Origin of the sequence: Paraburkholderia sp. EG304 (assembly GCF_046543485.1) — a bacterium.
Taxonomy (GTDB): Bacteria; Pseudomonadota; Gammaproteobacteria; order Burkholderiales; family Burkholderiaceae; genus Paraburkholderia; species Paraburkholderia youngii.
Genome location: NZ_JBKGUA010000011.1, coordinates 1 through 12,985, shown reverse-complemented (window position 1 = coordinate 12,985; position 12,985 = coordinate 1). Strand labels below are relative to the sequence as shown.

The 12,985-nt window shown below is 58.6% G+C and carries 13 protein-coding genes; 3 read left to right on the top strand and 10 right to left on the bottom strand.

Translation table 11 applies throughout. From position 1 onward, the window contains the following. The first annotated feature begins 118 nt into the window (after nucleotides 1–118). Nucleotides 119–1,219 carry an MraY family glycosyltransferase gene (locus tag ACLFKU_RS15325; protein WP_368585894.1) on the top strand — a complete coding sequence of 367 codons (1,101 nt, stop codon included), beginning with the start codon at nucleotides 119–121 and terminating at the stop codon, nucleotides 1,217–1,219. 216 nt (nucleotides 1,220–1,435) lie between these two features. Here ACLFKU_RS15325 and ACLFKU_RS15320 read toward each other — a convergent pair whose 3' ends face one another. The 7 genes from ACLFKU_RS15320 to ACLFKU_RS15290 all read right to left on the bottom strand — a co-directional run bounded on the left by ACLFKU_RS15320 (nucleotide 1,436) and on the right by ACLFKU_RS15290 (nucleotide 6,984). Then, nucleotides 1,436–1,690 carry a hypothetical protein gene (locus tag ACLFKU_RS15320; RefSeq protein WP_368585893.1) on the bottom strand — a complete coding sequence of 85 codons (255 nt, stop codon included), beginning with the start codon at nucleotides 1,688–1,690 and terminating at the stop codon, nucleotides 1,436–1,438. Then, nucleotides 1,671–2,165, bottom strand: a complete 495-nt coding sequence (locus ACLFKU_RS15315) for a DUF2778 domain-containing protein (RefSeq protein WP_368585892.1) — start codon at nucleotides 2,163–2,165, stop codon at nucleotides 1,671–1,673. The genes ACLFKU_RS15320 and ACLFKU_RS15315 overlap by 20 nt, the downstream gene beginning before the upstream one ends. A 63-nt stretch (nucleotides 2,166–2,228) precedes the next feature. After that, entirely contained in the window at nucleotides 2,229–2,486 is a 258-nt protein-coding gene (locus ACLFKU_RS15310) for a hypothetical protein (RefSeq protein ID WP_368585891.1), read from the bottom strand. Beyond that, nucleotides 2,467–2,985, bottom strand: coding sequence for a DUF2778 domain-containing protein (locus tag ACLFKU_RS15305; RefSeq protein WP_368585890.1), 519 nt, complete (start codon nucleotides 2,983–2,985; stop codon nucleotides 2,467–2,469). Before ACLFKU_RS15305 ends, ACLFKU_RS15310 begins: the two co-directional genes overlap by 20 nt. A gap of 468 nt (nucleotides 2,986–3,453) precedes the next feature. Continuing rightward, the gene (locus ACLFKU_RS15300; protein WP_176109369.1) at nucleotides 3,454–5,334 is read right to left on the bottom strand and encodes a polysaccharide biosynthesis protein; all 1,881 of its coding nucleotides are present in this window, start codon (nucleotides 5,332–5,334) and stop codon (nucleotides 3,454–3,456) included. 11 nt (nucleotides 5,335–5,345) lie between these two features. Next, nucleotides 5,346–6,368 (bottom strand): MraY family glycosyltransferase, encoded by a 1,023-nt coding sequence (locus ACLFKU_RS15295; protein ID WP_410849639.1) that lies wholly within the window; start codon nucleotides 6,366–6,368, stop codon nucleotides 5,346–5,348. A gap of 271 nt (nucleotides 6,369–6,639) precedes the next feature. Then, nucleotides 6,640–6,984, bottom strand: coding sequence for a hypothetical protein (locus ACLFKU_RS15290; protein WP_410849638.1), 345 nt, complete (start codon nucleotides 6,982–6,984; stop codon nucleotides 6,640–6,642). Between the two features lie 24 nt (nucleotides 6,985–7,008). Between ACLFKU_RS15290 and ACLFKU_RS15285 the strand changes: the two genes are divergently transcribed. Then, a complete protein-coding gene (locus tag ACLFKU_RS15285) occupies nucleotides 7,009–7,740 on the top strand; it encodes a glycosyltransferase (RefSeq protein ID WP_410849637.1) in 732 nt (243 codons plus the stop codon). 207 nt (nucleotides 7,741–7,947) lie between these two features. On the opposite strand, the gene ACLFKU_RS15280 is transcribed toward ACLFKU_RS15285, so the two are convergent. The 3 genes from ACLFKU_RS15280 to ACLFKU_RS15270 all read right to left on the bottom strand — a co-directional run bounded on the left by ACLFKU_RS15280 (nucleotide 7,948) and on the right by ACLFKU_RS15270 (nucleotide 12,107). Continuing rightward, the gene (locus tag ACLFKU_RS15280; protein WP_410849636.1) at nucleotides 7,948–9,318 is read right to left on the bottom strand and encodes a DUF7024 domain-containing protein; all 1,371 of its coding nucleotides are present in this window, start codon (nucleotides 9,316–9,318) and stop codon (nucleotides 7,948–7,950) included. 131 nt (nucleotides 9,319–9,449) lie between these two features. Beyond that, nucleotides 9,450–10,445 carry an FkbM family methyltransferase gene (locus ACLFKU_RS15275; protein ID WP_368585886.1) on the bottom strand — a complete coding sequence of 332 codons (996 nt, stop codon included), beginning with the start codon at nucleotides 10,443–10,445 and terminating at the stop codon, nucleotides 9,450–9,452. 285 nt (nucleotides 10,446–10,730) lie between these two features. Further along, entirely contained in the window at nucleotides 10,731–12,107 is a 1,377-nt protein-coding gene (locus ACLFKU_RS15270) for a DUF7024 domain-containing protein (protein ID WP_410849635.1), read from the bottom strand. Between the two features lie 292 nt (nucleotides 12,108–12,399). Here ACLFKU_RS15270 and ACLFKU_RS15265 point away from each other — a divergent pair, with 292 nt between their 5' ends. Next, nucleotides 12,400–12,879, top strand: coding sequence for a hypothetical protein (locus ACLFKU_RS15265; protein ID WP_410849634.1), 480 nt, complete (start codon nucleotides 12,400–12,402; stop codon nucleotides 12,877–12,879). The last annotated feature ends 106 nt before the right edge of the window (nucleotides 12,880–12,985 follow it).

The following is a 12,985-nucleotide window of genomic DNA, read 5'->3' as shown; positions in this document are numbered from 1 at the left end:
CGATCTCGCTATCTGGGATATTTCTGCTGGCCCGCATGAAAGCTTTGCGTCCCAGCCGCGCGCCGGCCGCCGTATGTTTCGTTTGTATAATTCCGCGTCTTCGCTCAGGCCCATTTTCATGCTTAGTTTTGCGCTCGGCTTTCTCGTCTCTCTGCTGATCACCCTGTTGATCGTGCGCTATGCGCATCTGCATGAAAAATTCTCGACCGATACCGATCTGGCCGGCGTGCAGAAATTCCATGTGCGTCCGGTGCCGCGCATCGGCGGGACCGGGATTCTGCTCGGGCTGCTCGCTTCCGCGGTGCAATTGCATCGCGCGTATCCGGCCGTCTCGGGCAGCATTCTCGGGCTGATCGCGTGCGGCATGCCGGCGTTCGGCTCGGGGCTCGTCGAGGATCTGACCAAACGCGTGTCGCCGCTCGCGCGCCTCGTCTGCACGATGGCGGCCGCCGCGCTCGCCTGGTTCTTTCTCGACATCGCCGTGACGCGCATCAGCGTGCCGCCGCTCGACTTTCTGCTGTCATATGCGGCGATCTCGTTCGTGGTCACGGTGCTCGCGGTCGCGGCGCTTGCCAACGCGATCAATATCATCGACGGCTTCAACGGCCTCGCGTCGATGGTCGCGTTCATGATGTTCGCGTCGCTCGCGTATGTGGCGTTCCAGGTGCACGACCCGGTCGTGCTGTCCGCGTCGTTCATGATGATGGGCGCGGTGCTCGGCTTCTTCATCTGGAACTTCCCGGCCGGGCTGATTTTTCTCGGCGACGGCGGCGCTTACTTCATCGGCTTCATGCTCGCCGAGCTGTCGATTCTGCTCGTGATGCGCAATCGTGACGTATCCGCGTGGTATCCGGTGCTGCTTTTCATGTACCCGATCTTCGAGACCTGCTTCTCGATCTACCGCAAGAAGTTCATTCGCGGCATGTCGCCGGGCATTCCGGACGGCGTGCATCTGCATATGCTGGTCTACAAGCGGCTGATGCGCTGGGCGGTCGGCGCGCGCACCGCGCGCGAGCTGACGCGCCGCAACTCGCTGACGTCGCCGTACCTGTGGCTGCTGTGCCTGATCGCGGTCGTGCCGGCGACGCTGTTCTGGCGGCACACGCTGCATCTGTTCTGCTTCGTTGTCGTATTTGCGGCGACTTATGTGTGGCTTTACGTGAGCATCGTGCGGTTCAAGTCGCCGAGGTGGATGGTTGTGAGGAAGGGGAAGCGGTAGGCAGGAACGACAAAGGCGCCCGGTGGGCGCCTTTTTGTTGGACGAAATAGACGGAGCCGCATCCAAAGCGGCTCATGTGTGTCATGGATATCGGCCGAAAATTCGAAATCCGTTCATTCGGCTCGAGAAATGGCAATAAAACCCGCTCGTCACAGAGATTCCTCGAGATTCATCAATGCACGGGATAAAGAAGAGCCCTGTCGCCGGGGCTTTCGTCTAATTCGTGCGATACCACCGCCATAGCTTCATGATCGCCACATACGCCAACACCGCCGCGATCAGTTCGATAGTCATCCATACCCCGATATACAGGTTTTCGGGGTCGCGGACACCGAGCCTCTCCGAAGCCCCCCACCATACTCGCGCTTCACCTTCTGTCCACGGATCGGATATTCGGACATAACGGAATGAAAGAAGAAACAACCCAATAAACAGCGCGATCTTGAAGAGCCTACGGACAAGTGTTGCCATATGTGATGACCTCAATTGTTCCGTAGGCGCGAAGCCCGGAATTGCCGGCAGGAATCGTCATAGTGTGCAGCAGTGAGTTGCGGATTCTCAGGAAGTCCGTACGGCTCGGCAAGGTAATGCAGCCAAGCGAAATACCCCGACCACCTGCCGGATGCAACCGGAACTGGCCACGCTTGACGCCGTTGACCCATGTCCAGTCATCAATCACACCATCGTCACGATATAACGCGAACCATTCACTGTGATCGGTTGGACTCCCATCATAGGCACTAAACGCATCTTTCATCCACGCTAATGCCCTGGAGCCTACACCGCCAGCGGGACGCGCGACGATCCAGTATTTACCGGCGGGAATCGGCCCCTTGTCAGGTACAGCCGTGCAGCCGCCCCGATTGCCGTATTGCCGGTCGCCCGAATAAGCGTCGAAGGTGCCGATGCCGGAAATGATGAGCGGTGATAGGGGCTCATGCTTCACGAGAAATTTGCCGGTGTCGTAAACTCTCCTGAGCAAAAAAATCCCCGTCGCCCGGGCTTTCGTCTACTTCGTGCGATACCACCGCCATAGCTTCATGATCGCCACATACGCCAGCGCCGCCGCAATCAGTTCAATCGATACCCACACCACGAAATACAAATCTTCGGGATCGCGCACGCCAAGCCAGCGCGAAGCAGCAAACCATGCCCGCGACTCGCTTTCTGTCCACTCATAGGCGTATGGACGGACATAGAGCAGAGAGAGATAGAACAGGCAGATGAACAGTGCGACCTTGAACACCCTACGGGCAAGTGTTGCCATATGTGATGACCTCAATTGTTCCGTAGGCGCGAAGCCCCGAAGTGCGTGCGGGAATTTCCGCGGTGTGCAGCAGCGCGTTGCGGATTCTCATGAAATCGCTATGGCTCGGCAGCGTGATGCAGCCTAGAGAAATCCCGCGTCCGCCTGCCGGATGCAAACGGAACTGCCCGCGTTTGACGCCATTAATCCACGTCACATCATCAATCGTCCCATCATCACGATACAGCGCGAACCATTCACCGTGATTCGATGGGTGACGCATTGCTGTATTCCACTCATCTTTTGCCCATGCAAACACCTGAGACCGGATGCCGCCCGTAGGGCGGTCGACGATCCAGTATCTACCGGCAGGGAGTGGCCCATCATTAGGCACCATCGTGCAGCCGCCCCGATTACGGTATTGATTGTTGCCTGAATAAGCGTCGAAGGTGCCGATGCCAGAAATGGTGAGCGGTGATAGTGGCTCGTTATTTACGAGAAATTTGCCGGCGTAGGCCATGTGTCACGCCCCCTCATTGCGCTGACTGTAGGTCATTGCGTCCTGCATAGGTTCTCCCGTTGGTGCGCCTAGACCGCAAGCGCGCGTGCCACTGGCGCGCTACTGGTCGATTCCGGATTTGCCGTCTCTTTCGCCTGCACAAAAAAGCGCGCCTCAAGTGCGCGCAAAACATTTGCATCACGGATAAAAGAGCCAACAGAGCCGCCACCTCAGCGGGCCGACACACCGGGCAGCGACGGTTCAATGCTAGGGGTATGTGCCGGGCGCAGGCTTCAGACGACTCCGAAAAGCCGGGGCTTGTGCGAAGGTTGTCAACTCTGATCGGCAAAAATAAAAAAGCCCCAGCAACTCTGCTGGGGCTCTTATCGATAAACATCCAACGGCCAATTTCAACGGGTCGAACGACCCGCATTCGCGGTTACTGATTCAAGGCTTCGACTACTCCGACGACTCGCGGCAGCGGAACGCCTACGACACCCGCGTCGCCGGCGCCACACTACGCAGCGTCGTCGCCGTCGCCGGCAGATACTCCGGCACCCAGCGCCGCAGATCGCGCCGCACTTCATCGTCGGCCGGCACGCGATGCTGCATGAGCCACGGCAGCAGGTTATCGATCAGGCTGTCCGGCACTTCGCGCGCCTGCGCGATGCGCAGCTTCGGGTGCGGCGTGCGCGTGGTGGTTTCGTCGTCGGCGAGCAGTTCTTCGTAAAGCTTCTCGCCCGGGCGCAAACCCGTGAACACGACCCGGATCTGCTCTTCGGTGAAACCGTACAGGCGAATCAGATCGTGCGCGAGATCGGCGATACGCACCGGCTTGCCCATGTCGAGAATGAAAATCTCGCCGCCGCGCCCCATGCTCGACGCCTGCAATACGAGTTGCGACGCCTCCGGAATCGTCATGAAGAAGCGTGTGATTTCCGGATGCGTGACCGTCACCGGTCCGCCGCGCGCGATCTGTTCCTGGAACTTGGGAATCACGCTGCCAGCGCTGCCGAGCACGTTGCCGAAGCGCACGGTCTCGAACTGCGTGCGCCGCGCGCCCTGCTGCTGCAGCGCCGAGCACGCCATCTCCGCGAGCCGCTTGCTCGCGCCCATCACGTTGGTCGGGTTGACGGCCTTGTCGGTCGAGATCAGCACGAAATGCGCGACGTCGTGGCGGATCGCCGCGCGCGCGACGCGGTACGTGCCAAGCACGTTGTTGCGCACCGCCTGCCAGGTGTTGACCTCTTCCATCAACGGCACGTGCTTGTAGGCCGCCGCATGAAACACGATGTGCGGACAGTAGCGCGCCATCACCTGATCGAGCAGCAGCGAATCCTTCACGTCACCGACGAGCGGCACCACCGACACTTCCGGATACTTGTCGCGGAGCTCTTCGTTCAGGCGGTAGATCGAGAACTCGGAGATGTCGAACGCGACCAGTTGCACCGGACCGAAACGCAGGATCTGCCGGCACAGCTCCGAGCCGATCGAGCCACCCGCGCCCGTCACCATTACGACGCGGTTTTTCAGCAGCGCGGCGACGTGCTCGGTGTCGATCGTCACGGGGTCGCGGCCGAGCAGGTCTTCGAGATCGATCTGCCGCACCCGCGACAGGAACGCCTGGCCTTGCGTGAGCGGCGTGAGCGCGGGCAGTGTCATCGCGCGTACGCCGGCGCGCACGCACAGGGTGGCGATGCGCCGATGCGCCTCCACCGACGCCGACGGCACCGCGATGATCACGTGCTCGACCTTCAGCTCCGTGCAGATTTTCTGCAGATCGCTGATCGCGCCAACCACGCGATAGCCGTAGATTTCACGGCCCTGCTTGATCGGATCGTCGTCGAGCAGACCGACGAGGCGCCATTGGCCCGAGCGCTTCAGCTCGCGCACGAGGTTCGCGCCGGCATTGCCCGCGCCCAGCACGAGCACCGGCTTGCCCTGACCGACCAGCCCGCCGTAGCGATAGAACTCCTTGGCCGCGCGATACAGCGCGCGTGAGCCGCCCATGGTCAGGAACAGCAGCATCGGCGACACGATCAGCACCGAGCGCGGCACCACCGGCGCCGGCTGCAACAGCGCCGAGCCGATCACGACGACGAGCGCGCCGACGCCGATCGCCTTCGCGATCCGCACCAGATCGGGCAGGCTCGCGAACACCCACATGCCGCGATAGAGGCCGTAGCTGCGAAACATCACCGCATAGATCAGCAGCACCCACACGAGTGCATGCAGCCCGCTCGACCAGAACGGCGCGGGCACCGGTCCGTTGAACCGGATCACATAGGCCAGCAGCCAGGCCATGGCCACCGCGCACAGGTCGAACGCAAACGCACTGAACGAAAGCCATCTGGCTTTGAAGCTTTTCATTGCGCAGAACCTCAGATTGGCCCGGAACGGGACACATGGCGCCGCCAGCGGCGATCAATACACAGCCCCGCTATGACCAGCACGGCAGCCCATGCGACGACAACCAGCCATTGATACAGAAGAGCGAATTGTAGCGCCCAGACAGCAAGCATTATGCCCGCCGCCATGAACAAATACCAAATCCACGCGGTCGATGCGTGCCCCAAACCCGACTGCACCAGTCTTTGATAGTAGTGTTCACGATGCGCCTGCCAAAATTTTTCACCGCGCAGCAGGCGCTTGAGCAGCGTGACCGACGCATCGCCGATGAATGGCGCGAAGCACAGCGCTGGAAACCACACCGGCCAGACGCCCTCGCGCCAGCCCCAATAGCCGAGCGCGCCGGCCAGAAAGCCGAGCGGGATCGAGCCGGCGTCACCGAGAAAGATGCGCGCTGGGTGAAAGTTGAACAGCAGAAAACCCGCGGCCGTGCCTGCGACGATCAGGCTCGCCGTGGCGAGCGCAGGGTCCGCGTGCCTCGACAGCGAGGCCGCCACTGCGTAGCCGCCGAAACCGAACAGCGCCATGCCGCCCGCCAGGCCGTCCGAGCCATCCATAAAGTTGTAGAGATTGACGAGCCACACCAGTAGCACCGCCATGCATGCGAGCGCCCACCAGGGCACGTCGGCCGGATAGACGGCGATCAGCGCCGCCACCGCCGTCGCATGGCCGCCGAAGCGCACGCGCGCTGGCAGGCCGCGTCGATCGTCGATCTGCGAGAGCGCCGCGAGCAGCGCCGCGGCAAGCGCCGCCAGCCACAGCGACGGCGCCGCGAGCACGATCAGCAGCACCGCGACCGGCACGATGCCCCAGCCGCCGACGCGCGGCGTCGGGCGCGTGTGCAGCGAGCGGTCGTTGGGGATGTCAGTGGCGAGCCGCCACGCGAGGCCGGTGCGCAAGAGCGTCCACAGGATCGCGGCGCAGGCGGCAAGTGCGGCGACGGCCCACACGAGCAGATGGAACAACGGGCAAGTGGTGAGTGCAGCGACTGGCATCGCCTTTTGTGGAAGCCAAAAGCTTAGAATTCTAAACCACCGCGTGTGTGCCGGCAGTCTGCATGGGGCAGCGCCATACGCGAGTCTTCCAACTGTGGGTCGCTCCGACGCACTTCGCGCCTGCGGTGTTACCAGACTGTACGTGCGACGCAGTCGCTTGGCCCTCCCGGCAACCAACCAAGGATGTCCTGGAACCCGGTATGATCGGAGCCCCAATTGAACCCTGCCTCAGAGGATGAATGTGAGCATAAATCAGGTGTGGATTGAAGTCTCACTTCTGGAGCACTGGGGACCAAAACCGCACGGCATCCCGCGCGTCACGCAAAACATCTTCCTGCAAAGCTTGCGTCGCGACGATGTGCGGTATTTTTACTACCACCGCACGGAAGAATCGTTCATTGCCATCCGGGACGTCGCGTACTTCAAGCGGCTTGCCGCTGGAGACGAACCGTTCAACGCGGACCGCTGCCCCGCAGGTCACCCGCTCACATCGCAGCTTGCGGAAGGCGATCGGATCTTCTTTTGCGAAGTCGGCTGGGACCACGCGCCGTACTATGGTTGTATGGCCGAATTGAGGCGTGAGCACCCGCGTACGATCTTCGAGTATCTCGTCCACGACCTGATCCCGATCAAATCGCCGATGTTTTTCGAGCAGGAATTCGGCAACCGTGCGGCTCAATTCCTCAGGTTGCTTCCGACTGTCGTCGACCGGTACGTCTGTGTATCGGATAGCACAGCCCGCGATGTGCGCAGCATCCTGGCACCGCGGGCCGAGACGGTCGTGATGAAGAGCGGCAACGATATGGGCCAGACGGGCGTCGCGCCGGACATCGACCGGCCATATGTGCTCAGCGTTGGAACGATAGAGATACGAAAAAATCATCTGCTGCTGTACTACGTCTGGCGAAAACTTGCGGCAGACCTCGCTGAACGCTGCCCAAAGCTGGTTCTGGTAGGTCGCGCGGGATGGCTGGCGAGCGATCTCGTCTATCTGCTTTCGCATGACCCGCTCGTCAAGGATCTGATCGAGATCCGTCACGGCATCACGGACGAACAGCTGGTCGGCTTGCTGAAAGGCTGCATGTTTACGGCATTCCCGTCGCATGCCGAAGGATGGGGTTTGCCTGCGAGCGAAAGCCTGTTTTACGGCAAAGTATGCGTCACCTCGAACAACACGAGCCTTCCGGAGATCAATCCGTTCCCTGCGCTGATGTTCGACTCGTACGACACGGGCCAGGCCTATAGGGTGATTCGCGGTCTGATCGACGACCCCGAACGACTGAAGGCCTATGAAGCGCAGATTCCACAGTGGTTCGAGCGACAAACGTGGGAAAAAAGCTTTGACGAACTCTTTGGCCTAATCGAAGCATAGTCGTCTAAAGCAAGTGCAACTCGGCGTCGCCTCATGGAGGACCGACGTAAATCCGTTCGGCAACGCGTTCGCCCGCGCTGGCGCATCGGGCGGCGCGCGTTGCGCGGGATCGGCTGCGCCTACTCGGTGAAAGAGGACTTGCGGTCATGCTTCTCCCTTGCGCAACCAGGACAGCCAAACGGCCTCTCGCAGCGCTCGCAGAGTGGATTATCGCGGCATGATAGTTAGCGATTCGATGCCGATTCCGATGCGGCGGGGATCTTCGATGCCGAGCCCAGGCAGATCTTTCGGCCGGCAAGGATGGGGAATGACGAACTCCAGCGCATTTGCGTCCACATCGTTGAAGCAAAATTCATAGGTCGTCGCCTCTTCGATCGGCGCGAGCTTCTTAGCGGACGTCTTTGCGCCGGCGCGTACCTGCAGGTCTTTTCTCACGTTGGGACCGAAGACGCTTTTGAGTTCCAACCTGAGCGCAAAGTCGCGTGGCAGCTTGTGCGTAAATTCAAGCTTCACGATATCGCCGATAGTCCATCGTCCCCAACTTTCCGCTACCGAGAGTCCCGAAAACGAGGAGACATAGGCAGGCATTCCGTCGATGGATAGAGCTATTCCATCCTCCAGCGCAGCGGCATAGCGGCTCCCGTTATCAATCGTCCGATTGACGGTATTGAGAGGCTTTTGGCCAATGACGACTTGAGAAAGCGGGAGCGCGTCGACACAGCTGAACGTTTCGATGGAAAGCCCGAAATCGTCGAATAGCCGCTTGATATACGCACGCGTAAATCCCAATTCGAGCCAGCCCCAGCGGCGCATCGCCCGCAAGGACTCCCCGTCGAGGCGCGGCCCCCAAGGATAGGGAAGCAGCGAGTTCTCCTGTTCAAGGATAGGTTCCGCCGCCAGTATTATCTTTGCATCGAGCTCCAGGTGATTAATGAGCATTTCGCGCAGACAGTCTCGATGATCGATGACGTGATGGAACGACTCGAAAAAGATAACCGCGTCGTACTTGTAGTTTGCAGTCCTGGACGCTAACCATTGGTCCAATGTTTGCGCGATGACGTTTGGCGGCTCGGGATAGTGCTTCGTTGCATCGCGAATGATCTTGCACTGCAACTCGTTCGGATCGAGAGCGTCGACGCGATATCCCATGCGCGACAGATTCGTGGTCAGCGAACCCACACCGCAACCCACTTCAAGAATGCGCGCGCTCGGCGGAAGGTTGGCGACCTTGATAAGAAACCCATATGCAATCAGCGATATACCCACGGTCCCTGCGGATTTGGTACCCCAAGGATACGGCCAGTCCCGTTCATGCTCCGGATTGAGGTTCGCGTCCGGCAACCCTTCGAGATGGGCGTCATGCGTCCGACCAATGATTTCCTCGTGTACCGATTTCACACGGGCAATATAAGTATCGGAAACCGGGTCGAGGCGTTTCATTTCAGAAAGATCGCCACTGGGTGAGATAGAAAACGCCGCCAAGCGCCGAACGAGATCAGCATTATCCTGAGCAGCATGCTCGACATCTGCAAGCATGCGATCCAACTCTGCGAATTCGGCTTGATTAAAGAGAGTCATGGGTGCTCCTTTCTCCTCATGAGTTAAGTCGCACGGACGGCGGGTTCTATTCAGCCATTCAGAACGCCGCACGGTCTTCGCGGCGCCCCGCTCATTCGGCACTCGCGCTGGAGTTGCCGGCGCAGTCTGGTCTATTTCCGAGCGAGCTTTTCTTCAAGTGCCCAGATCAATCGCTCCTTGTCATTGACGACCTTCTCCAGCACTTCGGAACGGTACTCATAAATCCTCGCGCGTTCTTCCGCGGCTTTCGCTCGAGCGATCAATGCATCGATCTCATGCGGCAAAAGCCCCGCCCACGCTGGCAAATGGGCAGCGCGCCGCTCCTTGTATCGTTCGATGGCCGTAGCGACGCGATCCTTGTCGAACCCGGCAATGAGGTTGGTAAATTTGTTCTGCGTCAGGTGCTCATGAGCGACGTAATAGGCGACATTCTCGACGCGCATATCGCACGCTTCCAAACCGTGGATGGCGTAGATGTAAGGAAAGATGGAGAGGAGCCGTTCGCGAAAATCTGGAATAGTCATTCGTCGAAACATGGAAAGACACCAGTGATTCATCTCCATGAACACCAGAGGCTTGAAAGTTTCGAGGGTTGCGCGGGCGCCTTCGAAGACATCGAGCTCGAAACCCTCGACATCGACTTTCATCGCGTCAACACGCGCGAGGCCCATGGATTCGAATGCTTCGTCCAGACGATAGACCGGCACAGTGTCTACGAAATGGATGCCGTCGTTGATCGAGAACTTGTCGGCAACGAACGATCCAGCCAGGAAGTCAGGATTTCCCTGCATTTTCAATTCGCCAGCCTGCGCGCCCAACGCGAAATTAAGACGCGACACGTTAGTCACTCCAGCTGCGGACAGGTTTTTCTCCAATAGCTCGAAAGTTCGAGGCACAGGTTCAACGGCGGCAATCTTGCCGTTTGGGCAGAATGTAGAAAAAGCGATGGACGTAAATCCGATGTTCGCGCCTACGTCGATAACATGCGACTCGTTGGTAACCAGGGAGTGCAGCACGTCGAGCGTCGCCGGCTCGAATGTGTCGCCCATGCTGGTGAGATAGCCGCTGTCGCCAGTAATGTCGAAAATGGCATCAACAATGCGTACCTTCCTGCTTTGTAGACTCATTTGCAATCCTGAGGTGTAAGTATTTGTATACGATCCGCAGCTAGACAACGATTCTCTATAAGCAGAAGCGCAAATATGGCGTCACCCGAAGTCCCCACGCACCCGCCCGGCTTTGACATAGACGCGATCCCGTGACTCGAGCGGTACTCAACGATGAAATCGGCGAACGAGACTGCCACCATCTGTTGCCGGAGGTTTGGGCGTCGATCGCCGATACCATCTTTGCGATGATGTGCACGTCCCCTCGCCTGCAGTCAAAAGCTTTTCTCCGCACCGGACGATTCGCTACAGTTCGCGGAACGCAATTGAGCGAATTCCGACTCCGATCTGGCGGGCGTCCTCATTGCCCCACTCTGGCACTTCTTTGGGTCTGCCTGGACACGGGATCAGCAGCGTCAGCATCTTTGTCTTTACGTCACGAAACCTGAACGAATATGACTTTTTGTCTTCTACCATCCTTAGAGTCTCGACCTGAGACTTCTGGTCGATCACTACAGTGAGGTACTTGCCGACATTTGGCCCAAAGACTTGATGAAGTTCGAGCAGTATTTCCACGTTTGACGGTAACTGCTCGTTAAACACCAACTCAACGCGAGAGCCGACCGTCCATCGCCCCCAGTCCTCCCTGAACGAGAGGCCAGAGGCCCATTTGAGGAAGCCTGGGAACCCTTCTGCGGCGAGATTGAACCCCTCTTCGATCGTAGCCTTGTAACGACGAGAGTCGTCTTTCAGTAGAACTTCACAATATGGACGTTGAATGCGGCGCGATCCGACGACGATTTGCGATAACGGAAGGGCCAGGTCCGTTTCGAGACGCTTATATTGCATGCCAACCCGAGCCAATAAGTCTTGCAGATACCTTCGTGTAAACCCGAGTTCAAGCCGCCCCCATTTGCGCATCGAGCGCAGTGATGCGCCATCCAGACGAGGCCCCCAAGGATACGGGAGCAGCTCGGAAGTGCTCGGAAAAATTGACTCTGCGGCAATGATGATTTTGGCGTTATCTTCAATGTGCCCGTCTCGCGTAAGCTTCTCGAGACAAGACTTGTGATCCATGATACGGCGGAACGATTCAAAAAAAATCACTGCGTCGTATTTATAGCTTTTTTGGCGTTTATCGATCCAGTCGTTAAGCGTCGACGCGATGACATTCGGCACGAATGGCAGATCCCTGGTCGTGGCGACGACCGAATCGCATTGCGCGAAGCTCGGGTCCAGCGCGTCGACTCGATATCCCATACGCGCCAGATTCCAGGTCAGCGAACCCGTACCGCAACCCACTTCGAGGATGCGTCCGTGACGCGGGATGTCTGCAACCTGGATCAGGAACCCGCATGCGATAAGCATCGCAGCAACCGACTTCGGATGTCGGGCATCCCATGGATACGGCCCCGAACTTTCACCTTCATGGTTCGACTGACGCGTGGCTCGCGGCTCCAAAGTATGCATTTGACCCACGATCTCTTCGTGAACTTGGCGAATTTTCGTCAGGTACTCGTCGGAGAAGGGATCCATCTCGTTCAGCGTACGAAGTTCGCCGGCAGCTCTGATCGAAATCCTCGCCAAGCGGTCCTGCAGGTTGACGTCACGAGTGGCTCCGTTCTCGATGAAGGCCAGAATCTCGTCGATTTCTTTCAGTTCTCCCTGGTCGAAAATTGCCATAGAATCCTCGGAAAGTTAATGGACCGTTGCCTGGTCGGCATCCCGGCGCGGCCTGAAATAAGCCAGCGGAATACTCAATGGCGGAGCACGAAAGGTAGTTTTCGCGGTCAATCAAGCTGCATATGTGCTATCGAAAAGTTCGTCTCGCAACCTTACCTCAAAAGGTGTGTTCATGGTTCGCAGTCGAAACCGTTGGGGATATTTACGCTCGCCAATATATCTATCCGCATTCATTGTCCTCACGGTAACGTACTTTTCGCTGTTTCATTTTTTGGCACGAACCAGCGATGACGTGAACTCGTTGTTGGCAGCCCGAGACATAGTGCTCGGCAATCCTCTGCTTCGCGGTTGGGAATTCCCCCCCGACCCATTCTATTTCACGGATTTGCTTCCAGAGGGTGTGTTGACTCTCTTCCTGGGGTTAACCCCTCGAATCCTGTTTATTTTTCCAGCGATGGTCTGGGCAGCTGTTGTCTGCTCCTGCATCTGGATGACCGGTCAGATCACCCCGGATAGCCGATGGCAACAGGCAGCGGTGTTCGTGTGCCTGGGACTTCCAATCGTCATCGACGACCACTCGATGCGTGTTCTCGGCACCGCACCCACGCACATCACGACGATCCTTCTCGGGGCAGGTCTGTTCTGGTTCGCGTATCGTCAATGGTGCGCGCCACAGCTTTCGAAGGCAATTTTTTTTTGGCTGGCGTTGCTCGCGTTCATGGGGAGCTTCAGCGACCCCTTTATCGTATCCTGCGGATTTCGGCGAACGTGACCGCCGATTTCGGGAACGTGACCGATTCGGCGGGGTTGGGCGTTGCGCGGTGTCGATTGTAGATTTCCTTGTCAGTTCTGGTCGAGTTCCGGCTCCAGGACGTTGG

Coding starts and splice junctions, on each gene's coding strand:
- ACLFKU_RS15300 (WP_176109369.1), bottom strand. CDS start 5,334: ATGAAAAGCTTCAAAGCCAGATGGCTTTCGTTCAGTGCGTTTGCGTTC.
- ACLFKU_RS15325 (WP_368585894.1), top strand. CDS start 119: ATGCTTAGTTTTGCGCTCGGCTTTCTCGTCTCTCTGCTGATCACCCTG.
- ACLFKU_RS15310 (WP_368585891.1), bottom strand. CDS start 2,486: ATGGCAACACTTGCCCGTAGGGTGTTCAAGGTCGCACTGTTCATCTGC.
- ACLFKU_RS15305 (WP_368585890.1), bottom strand. CDS start 2,985: ATGGCCTACGCCGGCAAATTTCTCGTAAATAACGAGCCACTATCACCG.
- ACLFKU_RS15275 (WP_368585886.1), bottom strand. CDS start 10,445: ATGAGTCTACAAAGCAGGAAGGTACGCATTGTTGATGCCATTTTCGAC.
- ACLFKU_RS15295 (WP_410849639.1), bottom strand. CDS start 6,368: ATGCCAGTCGCTGCACTCACCACTTGCCCGTTGTTCCATCTGCTCGTG.
- ACLFKU_RS15270 (WP_410849635.1), bottom strand. CDS start 12,107: ATGGCAATTTTCGACCAGGGAGAACTGAAAGAAATCGACGAGATTCTG.
- ACLFKU_RS15285 (WP_410849637.1), top strand. CDS start 7,009: ATGTTTTTCGAGCAGGAATTCGGCAACCGTGCGGCTCAATTCCTCAGG.
- ACLFKU_RS15320 (WP_368585893.1), bottom strand. CDS start 1,690: ATGGCAACACTTGTCCGTAGGCTCTTCAAGATCGCGCTGTTTATTGGG.
- ACLFKU_RS15280 (WP_410849636.1), bottom strand. CDS start 9,318: ATGACTCTCTTTAATCAAGCCGAATTCGCAGAGTTGGATCGCATGCTT.